The organism is Vibrio ponticus, from assembly GCF_009938225.1.
Lineage (GTDB): Bacteria > Pseudomonadota > Gammaproteobacteria > Enterobacterales > Vibrionaceae > Vibrio > Vibrio ponticus.
In genome coordinates this window covers 1,045,463-1,064,055 of sequence record NZ_AP019658.1, presented here as the reverse complement: position 1 = coordinate 1,064,055, position 18,593 = coordinate 1,045,463, and the positions used below count along the sequence as shown (strand labels likewise).

Here is an 18,593-nt window from a genome sequence, read left to right as displayed (position 1 = left end):
TTAGTGATGAATAAATTAGTCTATACGCTTTTAATTGCCTTGAGCATTATTTTAAGTTCATTTTATGCCAGTGCTTTCGAGGATACTTATATCATTGGAGCAGGGGATAAAATTCAAATTTCTGTGTATGGTGAGGATGAGCTTTCTATTGATGAACTATATGTAAATAATAGTGGTAAATTTGAATATCCTTACTTAGGTCAAGTCATTGTTGTGGGTAAAACACTCGAACAATTAAAAAATGAATTAACGTCCGGATTACAAGGTGATTATCTTATATCGCCGAAAGTGAGAGTGAGCATCGTTGAGTTTCGCTCCATTTATGTCAACGGAGAAGTAAAAAAACCAGGAGGATATCAGTATCACCCAGGTCTAACCGTAGACAAGGCAATCGCGCTAGCTGGTGGATTTACTGACAGAGCCTCAAGAAATAAAATCAGCATTTCACAAGCAGATAAAGCCGCAAAGAAGTCAGTAAGTCTTTCTACGCGCGTGCTTCCTGGAGACATTATCGTTGTTGATCAAAGTTTCTTCTAATCGATCAATTTAACAAAATTATATCGGATAATATTATGCTTAATAATTTTCAAACTGGACAAGTTGAAAAGGAAAAAATCATCGATATTGGCTACTATTTTCATTTAGTCAAAAAGCGTTGGTTATCTGTCTTACTCTTCTCAGTTTTTTGTACGATTGCGTCGATTTTTGTTGCGATGTCGATAAAGCCGACTTACAAAGCGACTGCAACCCTACTTATCGAATCTTCACAAAAAAATGCAATTTCGATTGAAGAAGTCGTAGGAATTGATACTTCGGCTAAAGAATATTACTTAACTCAGTTTGAAATACTTAAATCAAATCAAGTAGCGCAACGTGTAATAGAAAAATTAGCACTTGAAAGTCACCCAGAGTTTATCTCTAGCACAGATGTGGCAGGTTCAAGTTTGATTAAGGGTTTAGTCAGTCAAATTAAAATGATGCCCTTAGTAGAGACATACTTTTCTCGCGTATCGACTCAAGACACGATTGATAGGGATGAAACAGCGCTTACAGTGAATCAGAACGTTTTGAAGCGCTTTAAAGCAAGTATGACCATAACACCAATCCGTAAAACTCAGTTAGTTAAAATATCATTTGAGTCCCGTGACCCTAAATTGGCGGCTTTGGTAGCAAATGAAATTGGTCTCGCTTACATTGAAAATAACTTAGACTCTAAGTTAATGGCGACGGAGCAAGCAACAGGCTGGATCAATGATCGTCTCGCTTCACTCAAACAGCAATTAGATGCCTCTGAACAAGCCTTGCTGGACTTTTTGAAACAGCAAGAATTAATCGATAATCGTGGGATTTCCGCGTTGACAAGTTCAGAGCTCTCCAATCTCACCGAGAGATTGGCTAACGCGACAAGTAAACGAATAGAAGCGCAGTCCTTATACTACGCGCTAAAAAGCAACCAAAATACGGATATATCATCAGTTGCTTCGATTTCGTTGATTTCAAACCATCCGCAAATTAGAGACATTCGGAATGCAGAAGCTGACACAGAAAAGCAAGTCAGTGAGCTATCGAAGCGCTATGGTCCCAAGCATGACAAGATGATTCAGGCTAAAGCTCAACTTGCGTCGATCCAGTTAAGAGCTAACAAGCTAGTTGAGAAGTTGATCGAAGGTATTCGAAAGGAGCTTGTTACAGCTCGAGAGCAAGAATCCCTATTGAAAAATGAATTGATGAGTAAGAAAGCGGAATTTCAAACATTGAGCGTTGTTGAACGTGAATATGACGCATTGAAAAGAGAGGTCGACTCTAATGCAAAACTCTATGACTTATTCTTAACTCGCCAGAAAGAGACATCTGCGACAAGCGATTTTAGTTCAACTAATGCACGCTTTAGTGACTATGCACTGGTGCCTGAGTTGCCGTTTAAGCCAAATCGAGGCTTGATAGTCGTGTTGGGGTTATTGGGAAGCTTAATGCTATCTGCCGGGCTAATTATCACGCTGGATGTGTTTAACAACCGTATTGATTCAAGCCGAGATTTTGAAAACAAATTGGGTTTGTTGCCAACGGGTACAATACCAATGATCAGAGATAGAAAATATAGAAACGCGCCGCTAGATGTCTCGATTTTCAAAAGTGGTCAATTCAATATTTTCCAGGAATCTGTAGATTCTATACGAACATCGATATATTTAGCTATACGTGGGACGAATCGCAAAGTGCTAGCTGTGTCCTCCTCAATACCGGAAGAGGGCAAAACAACGACCGCTATTAGTCTTGCACACTCGATGTCGAAGCTGGAAAGGGTGTTGTTAATTGACGCCGATCTTAGAAGACCGTCAGTTGCGGATCGTTTTGGTTTATCTTGTAGTCATAAAGGGTTAACCAACATATTACTTATGAACAGCTCTATTGAGGAAAGCATTTCATCCTTTGAAGATGGTAAACTCGATGTTTTGACCGCAGGAATGGTGGTAGCCAAGCCGCAGGAGATATTAAGTAGCAGAGCATTTGAAGAGCTTATTGAAAAGCTCTCTCAGTCTTATGACAGAATAATTATCGATATTCCTCCCATTTTGCCAGTGAAGGATGCGTTTATTGTTGGGAAGATTGCGAAAGGTATTCTTCTTGTAATGAAAGCGAGTAGTACTAGTAAATCAGTCTACAAACATGCAATGAATTTAGTTTCTCGACATGGAATCCCCATTGATGGCGTGATACTTAATCAGGTCCACGTAAGAAAAGAAGGCAAGCATACTTATTCAGAGTATTCTCTGCAGAGTCAAACTAACACTTAAGAGTGGGTACGCCAGTGGGTTATAAATGCTACACAGCAGCGTTTATACCCCACTAGTATCAAATTTAATTACATCGGTTATTTTTGGTGTTAATTGTCCCTAGCTAACTGGTTGCGATCTAACAGTAGTTTGTTGTTTATTTTAATAGTGTGTTCTTTATGGGATTGAATATGTATTCTGTTTATCGAACTTTAAGGTAATAATGCACAACTGTTTCAAAAGTTGGATTTTTCCAAAATATAAGATAGTTGCCAGCTCACAATAATCATTGAGGTTTAGTTTGGCGTAATCTTAATGTTTAGAATGTCGGATAATGAATGCAACTAAATCTATAGAAAGTAAATGTATCAAAATAGAGACGAAGAATGGAATGGTGTTTAAATGCCTTTAATTTTTTTGTTGCTGTGGCATAGTTATTTTTAGTTGTTTATAAGTAAGTCCGTCAACATTGAAAGGCAGCAATTCTAGTGAGCAGTCAATGCTCAATATGTAAGTGAGGTTTGAATTTTCTCTAGTTGATGGTTTGCTTCCTTGCCTCGTGGTTGTTAAGTAAATACTTGTGTGAATAAGTAAGGTTGTATTTTTATGAAAGGGATCTTTGTAATCAATTCATTGTCCGGAGGTGGGGCTGAGAAAGTGTTCTCTAAACTAATGAAAATGATTGATTCTGACCAAAAAAGACAATATGACATGGAAGTAATCATTCTAGATGAAAAAGAAGAACTATATAGCCTTCCAGAGTCGATCACTATTCATAGGCTAGGAAATAAATTTGGTGTCATAGGTCAAACATACCGATATATTGAGTTAATTAAAAAAATTCAACCAGATTTTGTGGTGAGTTTCCTGTTTCGATCAAACTGGTGCAACATAATTGGCGCTAAGCTATTTAGCTACAAGAGTTTACTCAGTGAACGAGGTAATACCAATGCACGTTTAAGGGGGAAATTGTTTTCACTGAAAAAGATGATTATTAAGTTTGTTTTCAGTGGTGGTGACACGACTATTTGTGTATCTAAAGGTGTAGGTGACTGCCTTAAAAATGATTATGGTATAGCACCTGATAAAATAAGTATTTTAAATAACTCTTACAACTTGGTTGATATCCGAAATAAAGCAAAATACAGTGCCATTGAAGGCTTGGAGCCAGGCTATATATTAGCAATAGGTCGATTAGTAAAGCTTAAGGGGTTTGATGATTTAATTACAGCTTTTTCCAAGTCAAAGTTGTCACGTGAACTTGTCATTCTTGGTGATGGAGAAGAACTTGAGTTCTTGAAGCAGCATGCGAAAGATGCGGGTATTGGAGACAGAGTGAAGTTTTTAGGTTTTGTATCTAACCCTTATCCTTACATGGGAAGCGCTCACTCTTTTGTTCTAAGTTCCCACTTTGAGGGGTTTCCAAACGCTATGGTTGAGGCAATGTCTTTATGTAAACCAGTAATATCCTCTTTAACCGATGGTCCAGTAGACATTCTACAACCTAGTCGTTTACCTAAGCATGGTGAATTTGAAACGGCTAAATATGGTCTAGTTTACAACGCGAAAGATAAAGTAGCGCTGACCAAAGCACTTGATGAAGTCAATGATAATCAAGGTTTGTATCGTGAACTGTGCATGCTAAGTGAACAGAGAGCAGAACATTACAGTGAAGACAAATTTTATACCGAGTTTAACACGATAGTTCGAAACTATGTGCCTGGTTTTCACTAATGTTAGATATTTTAAAGCCACTAATTCTTATCACGATCGCCATTTTTGCTCATAAATGGATGTGGACATATTCGTGCAGTAAATCGACAAGATTAGTGTTTTGGGTGGTATTCTTTAGGTTTGTTCTCGCATCATTTCATGAGTTTGCATACCCTCAGATTATTGGTCCATTTTCAATTGTTTCACTTTACTCAATCTTTGTTGTGTCATTTTTGCTTTTATTTATCATTTCTAATGATGTTCAGATAAATAGAAACTATTGTTTTTTTATTATCTCTATGATCCTTGTATCAATGGTACTAGCAGCAATAATAAATACTCACTATGTCCAAAGTGTTGCCTCGATAGTTAAGTGGTTAATGCTGTTGTTGTTGGTAAGTTTAATTTACGATGCTTTGAGCAAGGATGGTGTGAGTAAAGTGCTTCGGTCGATTGGCTTTGCTTACCTTTACCCTATCATTCTAATGATAGCGTCGGTCGTATTAGGAATATCAAAAGCCACAGAAAATGATGGTTCAGTTAGCTATGTCGGTGGGTTCAATCATGAGGCTGTTTTTTCGGTAATTATTTTTAGTGGTGTGTTTGTTTATGTAATGATTGGGGTGTTCGAGAGGCGCATAAAATTAGTGCTTGGAAGTATGTTCACGTTAGTGCTATTACTCGCTCTAATAAATTATAGAACCTCGATATTAGCTTGTGTTGGGATGTACATGACGATTGCAACACTTCTCTATTTTCGTAGCCAGTTAAAGAATAAACTAATAGTTACGTTGTTTGCCGTAGTTGCTCTTGGCGTACTAGTTAACGTTGATAGTTCCGCTGTCATGGAGAGATTTCAGGAAATTCCGCAAGCTATAAATGACTCTGCTGGTCTGACGGTATTTCCTGAACTTTATGATAGTGACGAAAGAAAATATTTCTCAGGTCGAATTTATTTTTGGTCTTCATACATTCATGAAGCATTAAATGGAACCACGCTACAAATATTGTTCGGGCACGGGATGGATTCATGGAAAGGTTTTTTTGAAAAATATGCACATAATACATTTGTCTCATTTTTTTACGAGCTAGGGATAGTTGGAGTAATACTCCTTATTTTGTTTTTTATAATGATTATCATGAGGGCATTATATGGCTTTGATTGGTTAGCAAAAGTATTTTTACTCGGTTCGGTTGTTGCTTTTGTTATCTTGAATTTAGCTACAATGCCATTGTGGCAAATTGAAGGAGTTATATTTCTTTCAATAATAATTGCTTTGGTTGATTTGAATAAAAAATCTTTGGTCAACAAAGAGAGTTTTAAACTTTAATAGCCTGTTAAATAGTTAAATTCCAAATTAAATAGATGGTTATATTTACTGGTGTTTCTTCGCTAGGGACGGCTATTGCTAATATTTAATGATGTATTAAGGGACGGAAAATGTCATTTGAAATTAACAACGTAAAGATAGGGATTATCGGGCTAGGATATGTTGGGTTACCACTTGCCGTAGAGTTCGGCAAAAAATACGACACGGTGGGGTTTGATATTAACCAACACCGAATTGATGAACTCAGAAGAGGGCATGATAGCACATTAGAATGTAGTGACAATGAACTGGTCGCGGCGACATACTTACAATATTCCTCTGAGCTCAATGATCTAAAGTCATGCAATTTTTACATTGTCACTGTACCGACACCAATCGATGAGCATAAGCAGCCAGACCTTACGCCACTTATTAAGGCATCTGAAGCCTTGGGCACCATTGTGTCAAGCAATGACATTATCGTTTACGAGTCTACCGTCTTCCCGGGTGCAACTGAGGAAAACTGTATTCCAATCGTAGAAAGAGTATCGGGGTTAGTATTCAACCAGGACTTTTTTGCCGGTTATTCGCCTGAACGTATCAATCCCGGCGACAAGGAGCATCGGGTCACAAATATCCTTAAAGTGACAAGCGGTTCTAATGAAGAAGTCGCTGAATTTATTGACCGTTTATATGCTTCCATTATTGAAGCGGGTACCCATAAAGCTTCTTCGATTCGAGTAGCAGAAGCCGCTAAGGTAATTGAAAACACACAGCGTGATGTGAATATCGCCTTGATCAATGAATTGTCGATTATCTTCAACAAGCTAGGCATTGATACCCTTGAGGTGCTTGAAGCCGCAGGTACAAAATGGAATTTCTTACCATTCCGACCAGGTTTAGTGGGGGGGCACTGTATCGGGGTCGATCCTTACTACCTTACTCATAAAGCGCAATCGGTTGGTTATCACCCAGAAATGATCTTGGCAGGACGTCGACTCAATGACTGCATGGGCAAACATGTGGTTTCTGAATTGGTGAAACAGATGATTAAAAAGCGCATCCAGGTTGAAAGCGCGAATATTTTAGTTATGGGGTTAACCTTCAAAGAAAACTGCCCTGACTTACGTAACACCAAGGTGACAGACATTATCGAAGAGCTCGCCGAATACAATATTAACGTTGACGTTTATGACCCTTGGTGTGAGCCACAACAAGCGCTCGAAGAATACGGTATTGCGCTTAAGCCAAAGCTAGAACCTAGTCATTATGATGGTGTCATCATCGCGGTTGCCCATGAAGAATTTAAACAATTAGGCGTAAGTGCTATTCGCTCGTTAGGTAAATCAAACCATGTCGTTTATGACCTGAAATATGTACTACCTAAACAAGAAGTAGATATCAGACTTTAATTGGAGAGTAAGAAATGAGTAAATTTATTCAAGTTCAGCAAGCGTTAATAGCAGATCCAAAAGTTTGGTTGGTTACTGGCGTAGCGGGTTTTATTGGCTCTAATTTGCTGGAAGCTTTGTTGAAACTGGATCAACGAGTAGTCGGTCTGGACAATTTTGAAACCGGTCATCAACATAATCTTGATGAAGTAAAGAGCTTGGTGTCATCGAAGCAGTGGAACAATTTCACTTTTGTCGAGGGTGATATTACTGATTATTCAGCATGTGAAAAAGTAGTGGAAGGGGTTGACTATGTATTGCATCAAGCAGCGCTAGGCTCTGTTCCTCGCTCGTTAGCTAACCCAATCAAAACCAATGCTGCAAATGTCTCCGGTTTTTTAAACATGCTTAACGCTGCTAAAGAAGCTAATGTAAAGAGTTTCACGTATGCAGCCAGCAGTTCAACTTATGGTGATCATCCTGCATTACCGAAAGTAGAAGAAAACATTGGCAAGCCGTTGTCGCCTTATGCCGTGACCAAGTATGTAAATGAAGTCTACGCAGATGTATTTGCACGTAGCTACGGTTTTAAATCAATTGGACTTCGTTATTTTAATGTATTTGGTAAGCGGCAAGATCCAAATGGCGCTTATGCAGCCGTCATTCCAAAGTGGACCGCAGCAATGATTGAGGGCGAACAGGTTCATATTAATGGTGACGGTGAAACGAGTCGTGACTTTTGTTTTATCGAAAATACAGTGCAGATGAATATCCTTGCCGCAACAGCCAGTGAAGATGCCAAAAATCAGGTCTATAACGTGGCAGTCGGTGATAGAACATCGCTAAATCAGCTCTATCAGGCTATCAACGATGCGTTAAGCGATAGTGGTATCTCGATAAAAGGCGAGCCGAAGTATCGAGACTTCAGAGCGGGTGATGTACGTCATTCACAAGCCGATATTAGTAAAGCGCGCGAATTACTGGGCTACCAGCCTGAGTACCATATTTCTGCTGGTATTAGCCAAGCGATGCCTTGGTACATTAAGTTCTTGTCGGCTTGAAACATAAAAGAACGCAAATGAGCAAGGTAGGTAATATGCGTGATCATAAAATTGCATTTATTGGTGGGCGAGGACTGTTCTCTAGTTATGGCGGTGTGGAAAATGCAACGAGAGAGATCGCCAAGGAGTTGTCGAAACGGGAAAATTTGAGAGTTCACGTTTATGGTGTAGAAGGTGAGTCTGACGAGGTATTTGAGCCAGGGGAAAATTTATATTCGACCGAAATAAAGCGCTTAATATATGAAAAACTCGGTCAGCACGGCTACATTCTAGCTTGCGTTTTCCACGCAATATTCTCATTGCGACCGACCACAGTGCTGTTATTTGCATCAGGACCATGTATTTTCACGCCATTCCTTCGCATCTTCGGTATCAAGGTCGTGACCAGTATTCGAGGTATGGACAGTGAACGTGATAAATGGGGACGCGTAAGTAGGGGCATCTTGCAGTTGGGTGAGTATTGTGCGTGGAAGTTCTCGACCCATTTTACCGCTAATAGCAAGAAGATAGTCACTGCTTTTGAAACAAGAAGAAGAGATGGGCACTTCATTCCCAATGGTTGTAATGCCATATCAGGCACGGATGTATCACAACTTAGTCAGTACCAAGTTTCTGAAAATGGGTATCTTTTGTTTGCTGCACGTTTGGACCCAGTGAAACGTCTCCATCTTTTACTTGAAGCTCACTCGACACTTTCTAATGCGGAAAGGTTGCCGTTGATAATTGCAGGAGGCAACTGTCAAAGTGAAGAGTATGAAGCAACATTAAAAAGCTACCAGAGTGATAAGGTCATTTTTATCGGTCATGTCAGTTCTGCAGAATTGGCACCTCTTATGAAATATTGTCGGGCGTTTATTCTACCGTCAGTTATCGAAGGTATGTCAAACAGCTTACTGTCGGCGATGGCGAACGGTAAGGCGATAATTACTGCGGACATTGAGGAAAACCGAGACGTGGTGGAGTTGGAGCATGCGTTATTTGAAAAGGATAACTTAGAGCTACTAAAGCAAAACTTGCAACGCGTCTGTACAGATCAACAGTTTTGTGAAGAGCTTGGGGATAGTTTAGAGCAATTGGCTAAACAGAAATACTCATGGAAAAGCACAGCCGACAAGTTTTATCAGTTGGCGATTTGAAACATGAATAACCTTTGGAGATAGCCAGATGAATCATGCAATCAACGACATTAAGTTTGGTGTTGTTATCACTAGCTACAATCGACCTGATTTCTTGCTAAACGCGGTAAAAAGCTTAGAAGACCAGCAGTTGCCAGCGTATGAGATCGTGGTTGTTGACGATAATTCGGATTTTGATGTTCAAACACTGCTGAGTGAGTTTAGTCATCTGCCAATCACTATTATCACTAAAGACCAAGGGCATGGCGCGAGTCATTCGAGAAATTTAGGAATAGATATGATCTCGAGTGAGTGTGAGTTTATTGCTTTTCTTGATGATGACGATGCTTTTTTACCCAATCGCTTGTTGGCAGCAGCGAAGGACTTTATTCATAATCCAAACCTAGAAGCGACGTTGTGCTCTTATGTTTTTATGGATGGACGAAAGCGTAAAAATACGCCTGCAACAGGGTGTGTGAGTCAAGAGGTACTTAAAAAAGGTAATAGTTATTGTGGAACATCGGGTTTGATCATCAAGCGGAGCGTTGCGCTCAATGTGCGCTTTGATGAAGAAGTCCCATCTGGCGAAGATTGGGAGTTGTTTGCGCGTTTGAGTCAGAGAGGAAATTTCTACTTTAATAGCGAGCCACTGTTTCTTTATCGAACGGGTAATCACATCAGTAAGACTAACCAAAAAAAGTATCTTAGCATTGCTCAAATGGAACATCGTTTCACCGCTGCCAACAAACAGCGCCATTGGCTGGGAGAGGAAAACTACTTAAGGCGAATTGCTACTCAAATACTTGGTGATTTAGGTACAAAGCAAGCGGTGTGGCAGTGGATTAACTTTTCACTGAAAAAAGTTGGAGTTGCGATTACATCTCGAGTTTTACTGCAAATTGTCAAAAACAAAATAGTTCAAACTTAATACAAGGTTAAGCAACTAAATGAAAGGACTTCTTTGGGTACTGTTTGAAAAAGTTGGTTTAGCAGCCCTTTCGATGCTTGTGGCATTTTGGTATGCGATCCTTTTAGGACCGGAAGGCTTTGGTATTGCTTCAATGTTTCTTGCAACAACGTTGTTAGTGACAGCAATTCAAAACAATATGCAGCAAAATCCGTTGGTTGCAACTAATCTTGATTTTGCCAGTGCAATGTATGCCAGCATTAAAGGCTGGCTTCTAATCTCGGTTGTAACGGTCGCTCTACTATATTTTGCATTGATCTCATATTGGGGTGACGAATACTGGTTGCTCGTGCTCGTCTGCATTTGTCATGTGCCGATCTCATCGATATCCAAAGTGCTGTTAGCTGAACTTTTGCGGAATCAGGAATATAAAACCATCGCATTACGTTCTGTGTTGGGAAAGCTATTAGGCGTCGTCGCAGGGATAGCACTTGCTTATATGGGAAAGGTTAAGTTGGCGATATTAGTACAAAGCCTTGTCGATATTTCGGTACAACTTGTGATTATGGCGACACGTTCGCAGCTCTTTTCATTGAGTAAGGTTTTTACTCGGTTTAGTCGAAAAGAAACAGGGATTTTTGTTGCTTTGTTTAGAGAAGGCATCCCTTCGGGACTGTCGGTGATAGACGGTAGCTTTAAAAATCGAGGTGCGCTAATCCTGCTCGGCGTTCTACTCGGTCCTTACTCATCTGGCGTATTTGCTTTGGCGATGAAGCTGGTTGATGTGCCAAGAACGATGATTGGCTATGGATTGACGACTTGGGCGATAGGAAAGCTTAGAGCGTCAGCGAATAGTGATTTTTTGCTGCGAGACGTATTCGTTTCGATAAACCACATCGGTATTCTCGTTTTGGCTCCGGCATATCTTGGTATGGCAGCAATTTCGCTACCACTACTAACCCAGTTTTTTGGTAGTGAGTGGGCAGAAGCTTCGGTCATCACTATGCTGCTGTGTTTCTACTACCTCGTTTTATCTTTGCAGTTATTCGTTCCTCCATTATTAGTTATTAAGCAACAAACGCATAAAATAATGTGGGCAACGATTCTGTCATCCGTCATAGCAATTATAGGCAGTGTTTTCTTAGTGCCTGCTTTGCAAATCTATGGGTTACTTATCGCGCTATTTTTATCCCTGATACCATTACTATATAAGCAAGATAGTGAGACGAGTAAATTACTTGGTGTAACAACGCTCAATGTGATCAAGGAGACGATCGGGTTGATTCTATCAGCGATCATTATGCTGTCGGCATTAGCTTACTCAAGATACTGGCTTGAGTACGAAAACCTATATTTACTGATCGTAATTGGCGTGTTCAGCTATACACTGTGCTTATCGTGTTTATATCTCTTAGGCATGGTAGACAAGGCTAAGTTCAAGAAAATAATAAGTCTTTAGTTCTAGATTGCAGGGTACTGGCAGGGAGTTGATTAATGCGGTCTACTATCGTAGTTCTAGCGCAGCAGGACGCATATCCGTCATTATCGACGCTATCCAGCCGCGCTTAAAGCTCTAAAATGGACGAAAACACAACCAAGTGGTTGCATAATGACCGAACGGTTGGTTTTTGATGAAAAAATGCTTTTCTTTTCAGTCATATGTGGCATATTAACTACGCCTTCACGATAAAGCGTACTTCGTATAATGGCTATTACCTCAGCCTTCCAAGCTGATGATGCGGGTTCGATTCCCGCAGTACGCTCCAAATTTTCTCCTCTTGCTTCAGGCATTTACCAAAATTTTCTTCACTAGCAGTAAGATTATAGTAATCAAAGTAGTTTCTTACGTCAGTTATGTTTCTTATCAAAACCAACTCCTCTTCATTTCTCTGTAACCGTCGTAGCTCATTCAATCTCCATGAAGTGTCTGTAAGCTTTTCCGATTCTTTATGTGAAATAGGGTAGCTGATGATCCTCCCCGACCTACAACTATACTTTTGGCAGCTTAACTTCTGGCATCGACCACAAAACTAACACGTAAGTATTACGATGTTTAGATCAAAAAAGTGCAACTTGTTGATGTGCATGAATATAAGCGTGCTGTAGAATATCAAGTTATATAATATTACAGCGCAATGCATATCTAATGAAAATTTACATCTCAAAGACTCTTGGCATAAATGATTACGATGGATTTCATCTTATACAAGACCATATCGGTACAAGCCATATTAATCCTTGGGATGATTTTGGCTACATCGTAACCTTTAATCTCTATCACGTATCGGACGAATGCAAAACGAAAATCGAATCACTTAAGCTATTGATAAATGGGGAGACGAATACAGCTAAATATTTGTTCGATAAAGGTCTGGACGTTACAGGCAAAATCACGGATGTAACGGCAATAATTGGTAGCTTGCAAGCTGTCTCTATAGGGGCAAGTAAAAGTTACTACCAAAAAATCAGAGCGGTGCTTGAAAATAATAAAAAAGATATTACCAACTTACTTGAAATGCTCCACGACGCAAGCTATCTGTTTGGAGAGCGTGAATCCTATGAATCTTATGAGGGATTTAGTGCAACTATCTTCCGAGATGGAGAAACGGCTAATTCCTTAATAATGAAAGGTTATAATGTTGCAATTGGCACGTATGAAAGAAAAGAAGCATTTAGTTTAATTCTTGACCCACCCGCAGCATCGATAGACCCGATCGAATTTAAATTTGACGTATCAAAACGCATTGCTAAGACCAATATAAGCTTATTGATTGGTGAAAATGGGACTGGTAAAAGTCATATTTTGAAGAGGTTATCAGAGGTAATGCTCGGAATAACATCAAACAAAAATGCTTGGCCATTTTTTCATAAGTTGATTGTTGCAGCGTACTCGCCATTTGAAAGTTTTTATACAAAAGAACAGATTCTTGATTTGCTTGATACTAAGAAAAATAAGAAGAAAAACAAAAATAATAGAAAAAACAAAGAATACAAAGCGCAAAGAAGTAGTCAAATAAATAAGTATGCATACATTGGATTCAAAAATGACAATAATGAATTTAGCTTAACTTGGCCTAGAGTATTTAGTGTTAATGCTTTGAAGTCAATCATGAAATATGATAAAGAAGAAAATTGGTGGACGGATAATACACGATTAAAAATATTGAAATCTACTCTTTCCTTAAGTATGGAGTTTGATGATATTGCGGTTAAGCTAAAATCAAATAATAAGTTTCAACTCGTTGAAGATGATTCTTATAAAGAGTTTGACAAGTACAAAGAGGACATTGATGAACAAGAAGGATTATTTTTTCTAAAAAATGGGCATCCAATTCCTTTAAGTTCAGGACAGGAAATTTTTTCGTACATGATTCCATCGTTGGTTTCTGAAATCGAAGATGAAAGCTTAATTATAATAGATGAACCAGAACTTTATTTACATCCGACACTAGAGGTCGGGTTGATAAACATGCTTAAACGTTTGCTTGGTGAGACGAATTCGTCAGCTATAATAGCAACGCATTCAGCCATTATAGCTCGTGAAGTAGCGAAAGATGGCATTCTAATACTCAAGAAAAATGATGGGTATACAAGTGTTAGTACCCCTGAAATACAAACCTATGGGGAGTCTTTAGAGGTAATTATTGGCGAAGCATTTGATGATTTTGACACGATAAAACCATTTCAACATGAAATAGATGCATTGATTTCAAACGAAACCAAATTGAATAAAGTCATAAGCAGTATTTCTAAAGATGTTGGAGATGAGGCATTAGTTTATATTAACTCATCATCATTTTGTAATAATGAAATTGAGTTTGAGAGAAACAAATGAGATATTTAGAACAGCTCAAAGTCGATGGTAAAAAGAACGAAGAATGGTTGGTTAAAGCAACGTCCTCTAAAAAGGCTAAAGTTAATGAGTTAAAAAAAATAGAAGATGATCTTAAGGTGGTATATAAGAACTATGATAAGATAGTTATTAACCATAAAAACAAAGTCAAGGAGTCAAAATTTTTAGCAGCTTCTGATGTCTTAAAAGATTTTTATAATCACCCACCAACGAAATTAAAAAAGCTCATACAAGAGAGACGCATAGATCATGGTCTTAATGAGTGCCCATTTTGTGGCAAACCGACAGCCCCTAGTACACTAGACCATTATGTCCCAAAAAGCGATTGGCCAGAATTTTCTATTTTCCAGAATAACCTTGTCCCACAATGTAAAGAGTGTGCTCCTATCAAAGGGGATAGTTACTATTGTCACGAAAGAGGTATGGCAATATTTATTAGTCCTTTATACAGTGACATATTATCTAAAGTCGGATTTCATATTGATGTTGAATATAAAAAAGATAGCAATGTTATAAGTGTAAAGCCAAGATTTTTTTTGAGTGATGATATCGATAAAGATGGTGAGTTTAGGCTGAAAATGCACTTTGAGAACCTCAAAATAAAAGAGAGAATTGAAAAATATAGCTATAGAAGAATAAGACATTGGAAGAATTTACTAAAAGAAAATGATTTTGATATTTCAGAGGTTCTTCAAACTAGGATAAACGAAAGAATATTGGATGAGAGAAACAAAAACTGGGAAACCTCACTATACATTGGGATTCTCAAAAATCAGGAGTTGGTAGATTATTTGAATAGCTTATTCCTTGAAGATGAATTACCAATGAAAAAGCAAAAAGTAAAGCAAAGAGAGATGGTTTTATAATTAAATACAACACGTATAAATCATTGGTGAATATCATTAATGATTTATAAAAATGTTATGTGTTAGTAAGCTACTTGTATTATATTAGATGTTAGCATAAGAATAATTAGAAGTATTTAAATGATATTAGTTGAAGAAAAGTATATTAAGTCTATTTCAATGTATCTTGGCGTACTGTCAGAGTATATAGAGACGTTATCCTCTATAAATTTGAATGATGCCTCAGTCATAAGCGAAAATTTATGTGCTCGGTTAATGAATTTAGTATACGGGTACAAACTTGAGAATGCGAACCTTATAAAGCAAAACTCCGATGTAATTGACTTATATGATCAAGATAATAGAATTTCTGTTCAAGTAACTTCAAACAAAAGAATATCAAAAATAAAAAATTGCTTGTCTAATTTCTTAGATAAAGAGTTAGACAAAGAATATAGACAGCTTTTTATATATATACTAACGTCAAAGCAGCGCAGTTATCAAGTTGAACCCATAACTAGAAATGACTTTAACTTTGATAAAGGCGTTCACATACTTGATAAAAAAGACATACTATCAAAAGTTCAAGGTTTAGATCCTGTATTGCAAAAAGAAATACTTGAGTTGTTGAAAAATAACATTATTTTGCCAAGTGAAACGCTATCCGTCTCAAATGAAGTAGCCACAATCATCAATTTAGTTACTTTGATAAGTGAAAGCGAAGCAAAATCTAAGTTTGACTCAAATACAGATATCGATCCAAGAAAGAAAATATCAAAGAGATTTAAAGATAAAGCAATTATTGTTGACAATCAATATTTTAATCTTTGTCAAGAGTATTTGCCCATACTTGCTGAAGTCGAAAGTAACGACTCGTATGATGGTGTGAAAAATTCCAAAGTATCTTTGTACTTGAAGGATATGAGTACAGAGTTGCTATTAAAATATGATTTTGACGCAATGCAAGCATTAAAGGATTTAATTGCACACATAGAGCATATATTTCAAACGCAATGCATTGAATATAATGAAACTGCGATAAAGTTTTTTGTATTAAAACACTTAACTGAATGTAATGTCTTCCCGATATTGAGAGGAGAAGAGTAATGTATAGATTGATTGAAACTTCAGAAGCAATCGAATTTTCCCTACCAATTATCGGAGCAAGTATTTTATCAATTCTAGTTGAAAATAATGGTAGAATGACAATATTTAAGTTGTTTAATAGGATTCAAAAGGTTCATCCAAATTATGGGCAGAATAGAATTGTTCATGCCCTTGTCTTCCTGTATTCGATATCTACTATAGAATTTAAAGAACCATATATTGAGGTTGTAAATGATAATTAAGAAACTCTATTCTTCAGATGATTCTTTCTTCGACCCAATACTTTTTGAAAATGGTTTTAACCTGATTATAGGAGAAAGAAGTAGTGGTTCTGAAAAAAGAAATGGCGTTGGTAAGTCAATCGCTATAGAGTTTATAAATTTCTGTCTCTTAAAAGATGTAGATAAATCTAGGCTAAAATACTTGCCGAAAGACATTGTTTATACAAGCTATCCAATATTTTTGGATGTGGAGATTGATGGAAGGCGGCGTTTTTCAAGGTTGTTGTCATCATTCGCTTAGTTATTAAGCGGCTTCTCTTTCTGGATTTAGATGAACCTCACCAACGGGTTCACAGTTCCTAATTTTGCCTGACCAACGCGCAGGGTGTCGTTTTCTTGCTATCGACAATACATCAGAACGACGCCTTAAAATCTCGCTATCTTTACCACTGTGACGCTCTGATGGCGTAACGTAATTTAACTTACTGTGCTTGTGCTCGGTGTTGTACCAACGCACGAACGCCTCAACCCAACTACGACTTGCATCGAGTTGTTCAAAGCCTTTTGTTGGCCAGCTAGGCATGTACTTCACTGTGCGGAACAGCGACTCAACATACGGGTTATCATCACTGACTCTCGGGCGACTGTATGATGAAGTAATACCAAGCTCATCCATTTTCGCTCTGAACGTCAGTGACTTCATTGGCGCACCATTGTCCGAGTGAAGTACCAGTGACTGATTAAAGCACTGCTCGCGCATCAGCGTCCGCTGTAATAACTGTGATGCTAACTCACCGCATTCACATTCATAAACATCGTAACCAACGATTTTTCGGCTATAAATATCTTCAATCACGTAGAGATAATAGTGCTGACCGCGAACCCTAGATGGCAAGTAAGTAATGTCCCATGTGTACACTTGATTGGGACCTGTTGCCGTATAACTTGTTGGCTTAGCCTGCCTTTGTCGACTTCGCTGACGACCTCGGGGATGAAGTTGACCTTCCGCTTTCAAAACCCGATAGTAGCTCGACTCCGAAGCGATATACTCACCATTATCAAGCAACGTCGGAACAATTTGAGTTGGTGGTAAACTCGCGTATTCAGGGCGGTTGCACACCTCGATAATCGCATCACGTTCTTGCTGTGAGAGTTTGTTAGCAGGCGCAGGTCTGGTGCATGTCGGTCTTTTGTCTGCCCTTATTTCACCTTGCTGATACCAGCGTCGATACGTCCTCAAGTCGATTTGAACCTCATGGCAAGCGTACTCCAATCGGCAACCACTTTGCTGAGCGTCGTGGATAAGAGTGACCAAGTAGTGCCTTTCATCGGTTGAGGTTAATCTTCCTCTGGCTCTTCCCCGTAAAAGGCTCTCAGCTTTTTTCGCAGAACCAAGAGTGCTGCGGTTTCAGCTAACGCTTTTTCTTTAAAGCGTAACTCTTTTTTCAGCTCTTTAATTTCAAGCTTGTCAGCTTTAGCTTGTTTCTTGGCTTCAGCCTCACGCTCTTTAACAGACATAAACCCTTGCATACACTCACTTCGCCAATCTTGCACTTGTTCAGGGAACAAGCCTTTCTCGCGACAATACTGACTGAGTTCATTCTCCGTCATCGAGTAGGTTTCAGCGACAATGGCGAGTTTAGTTTGAGCAGACCACTGCTCTGATGAAGTATTACTATTTGGCACAGCGGCTCCTGAACGTCTAAGTTGCTGCCGCCAATGATACAGGGTTGCTGGGCTAATACCTTCCTCTTTTGCTACTTGGCTTACAGACATTGAATAAGGAGGTAGTAGCTTCTTCAATATGGCTTCTTTTCTTTCTGTTGGAATGCGATTCAAAACTCACTCATTACCACCCAAACTGGTTAAATTTTAACAGTGACAACAATCCTGCCAGAGGGGGTAAGCAAAGATACTTTAATGCAAAAAATTAAGCCTAATCACCACCGAAGTAATGATTTGAGAGGTTCTCATTTAACTAGTGCTCTTAAGAAACTTGCAGAATTGCAGAGTGCAAAAGGCATTACTCCACCAGTATTAGCATATGACTCTAATACTCGAATGCTTAAGATTATTGATTCTACATTTTACTTCTACTTAAAAAATGCAAACCTTGAGGATGCAATTGAAGACATTGTAAATCCAGTAGAATGTGTTGATTGCTAAGACCTTTAGGATATATACAGTAACTAAAACCCAACATATAGGCTTTGAGCTTTTTGTTGGGTTTTTTTTCACGATAGAGGCATATCAATACTGTGATTAGAATAAAATCAAAAATTTCAATTGGTAACGT

General features: G+C 38.4%; 16 protein-coding genes, 1 tRNA gene and 1 pseudogene. 17 read left to right on the top strand and 1 reads right to left on the bottom strand.

Translation table 11 applies throughout. The features are described from left to right. Nucleotides 1-6 precede the first annotated feature (6 nt). The 16 genes and pseudogenes from GZN30_RS18900 (at nucleotide 7) to GZN30_RS18825 (ending at nucleotide 16,598) form a co-directional block, all read left to right on the top strand. A complete protein-coding gene (locus GZN30_RS18900) occupies nucleotides 7-537 on the top strand; it encodes a polysaccharide biosynthesis/export family protein (protein ID WP_083627196.1) in 531 nt (176 codons plus the stop codon). Nucleotides 538-572: 35 nt separating this feature from the next. Further along, on the top strand, nucleotides 573-2,795 hold the full coding sequence (locus tag GZN30_RS18895) for a GumC family protein (protein WP_075650980.1): 2,223 nt from the start codon (nucleotides 573-575) through the stop codon (nucleotides 2,793-2,795). Nucleotides 2,796-3,380: 585 nt separating this feature from the next. Next, nucleotides 3,381-4,508: a glycosyltransferase gene (locus GZN30_RS18890; protein WP_075650981.1), complete on the top strand. Its 1,128-nt coding sequence runs from the start codon at nucleotides 3,381-3,383 to the stop codon at nucleotides 4,506-4,508. Continuing rightward, nucleotides 4,508-5,818, top strand: coding sequence for an O-antigen ligase family protein (locus GZN30_RS18885; protein ID WP_075650982.1), 1,311 nt, complete (start codon nucleotides 4,508-4,510; stop codon nucleotides 5,816-5,818). Before GZN30_RS18890 ends, GZN30_RS18885 begins: the two co-directional genes overlap by 1 nt. A gap of 110 nt (nucleotides 5,819-5,928) precedes the next feature. Next, nucleotides 5,929-7,209, top strand: a complete 1,281-nt coding sequence (tviB, locus tag GZN30_RS18880) for a Vi polysaccharide biosynthesis UDP-N-acetylglucosamine C-6 dehydrogenase TviB (protein WP_075650983.1) — start codon at nucleotides 5,929-5,931, stop codon at nucleotides 7,207-7,209. Nucleotides 7,210-7,223: 14 nt separating this feature from the next. Beyond that, on the top strand, nucleotides 7,224-8,249 hold the full coding sequence (locus GZN30_RS18875) for an NAD-dependent epimerase/dehydratase family protein (protein ID WP_075650984.1): 1,026 nt from the start codon (nucleotides 7,224-7,226) through the stop codon (nucleotides 8,247-8,249). Nucleotides 8,250-8,266: 17 nt separating this feature from the next. Further along, nucleotides 8,267-9,385: a glycosyltransferase family 4 protein gene (locus GZN30_RS18870; protein ID WP_075650985.1), complete on the top strand. Its 1,119-nt coding sequence runs from the start codon at nucleotides 8,267-8,269 to the stop codon at nucleotides 9,383-9,385. A gap of 28 nt (nucleotides 9,386-9,413) precedes the next feature. After that, entirely contained in the window at nucleotides 9,414-10,292 is an 879-nt protein-coding gene (locus tag GZN30_RS18865) for a glycosyltransferase family 2 protein (protein WP_075650986.1), read from the top strand. Nucleotides 10,293-10,311: 19 nt separating this feature from the next. Then, the gene (locus GZN30_RS18860) at nucleotides 10,312-11,730 is read left to right on the top strand and encodes an oligosaccharide flippase family protein (RefSeq protein ID WP_075650988.1); all 1,419 of its coding nucleotides are present in this window, start codon (nucleotides 10,312-10,314) and stop codon (nucleotides 11,728-11,730) included. Between the two features lie 4 nt (nucleotides 11,731-11,734). Next, a pseudogene (locus GZN30_RS21400) lies at nucleotides 11,735-11,848 on the top strand (LysR family transcriptional regulator); the annotation flags it as partial. Nucleotides 11,849-11,962: 114 nt separating this feature from the next. Next, a tRNA-Gly gene (locus GZN30_RS18855) sits at nucleotides 11,963-12,037 on the top strand. Nucleotides 12,038-12,417: 380 nt separating this feature from the next. Beyond that, nucleotides 12,418-14,106, top strand: coding sequence for an AAA family ATPase (locus GZN30_RS18845; protein ID WP_075650990.1), 1,689 nt, complete (start codon nucleotides 12,418-12,420; stop codon nucleotides 14,104-14,106). Next, nucleotides 14,103-14,990, top strand: coding sequence for an HNH endonuclease (locus GZN30_RS18840; RefSeq protein ID WP_075650992.1), 888 nt, complete (start codon nucleotides 14,103-14,105; stop codon nucleotides 14,988-14,990). Before GZN30_RS18845 ends, GZN30_RS18840 begins: the two co-directional genes overlap by 4 nt. A gap of 120 nt (nucleotides 14,991-15,110) precedes the next feature. Next, nucleotides 15,111-16,076, top strand: coding sequence for an SMEK domain-containing protein (locus tag GZN30_RS18835; protein WP_075650994.1), 966 nt, complete (start codon nucleotides 15,111-15,113; stop codon nucleotides 16,074-16,076). Then, entirely contained in the window at nucleotides 16,076-16,318 is a 243-nt protein-coding gene (locus GZN30_RS18830; protein WP_075650996.1) for an ABC-three component system middle component 6, read from the top strand. The genes GZN30_RS18835 and GZN30_RS18830 overlap by 1 nt, the downstream gene beginning before the upstream one ends. Beyond that, nucleotides 16,308-16,598, top strand: coding sequence for a hypothetical protein (locus tag GZN30_RS18825; protein ID WP_075650998.1), 291 nt, complete (start codon nucleotides 16,308-16,310; stop codon nucleotides 16,596-16,598). Before GZN30_RS18830 ends, GZN30_RS18825 begins: the two co-directional genes overlap by 11 nt. Before the next feature lie 3 nt (nucleotides 16,599-16,601). Here GZN30_RS18825 and GZN30_RS18820 read toward each other — a convergent pair. Next, nucleotides 16,602-18,136, bottom strand: a protein-coding gene (locus tag GZN30_RS18820) for an IS3 family transposase (protein ID WP_408646770.1) whose coding sequence is annotated in 2 segments (ribosomal slippage) — nucleotides 16,602-17,683 and nucleotides 17,683-18,136 — 1,536 coding nt in all. Because the reading frame shifts where the segments join, the coding sequence is not laid out codon by codon here. A gap of 81 nt (nucleotides 18,137-18,217) precedes the next feature. On the opposite strand from GZN30_RS18820, the gene GZN30_RS18815 reads away from it, so the two are divergent. Next, complete coding sequence (locus GZN30_RS18815) at nucleotides 18,218-18,463, top strand: hypothetical protein (RefSeq protein WP_075647881.1); 246 nt, start codon at nucleotides 18,218-18,220, stop codon at nucleotides 18,461-18,463. Nucleotides 18,464-18,593: the final 130 nt, after the last annotated feature.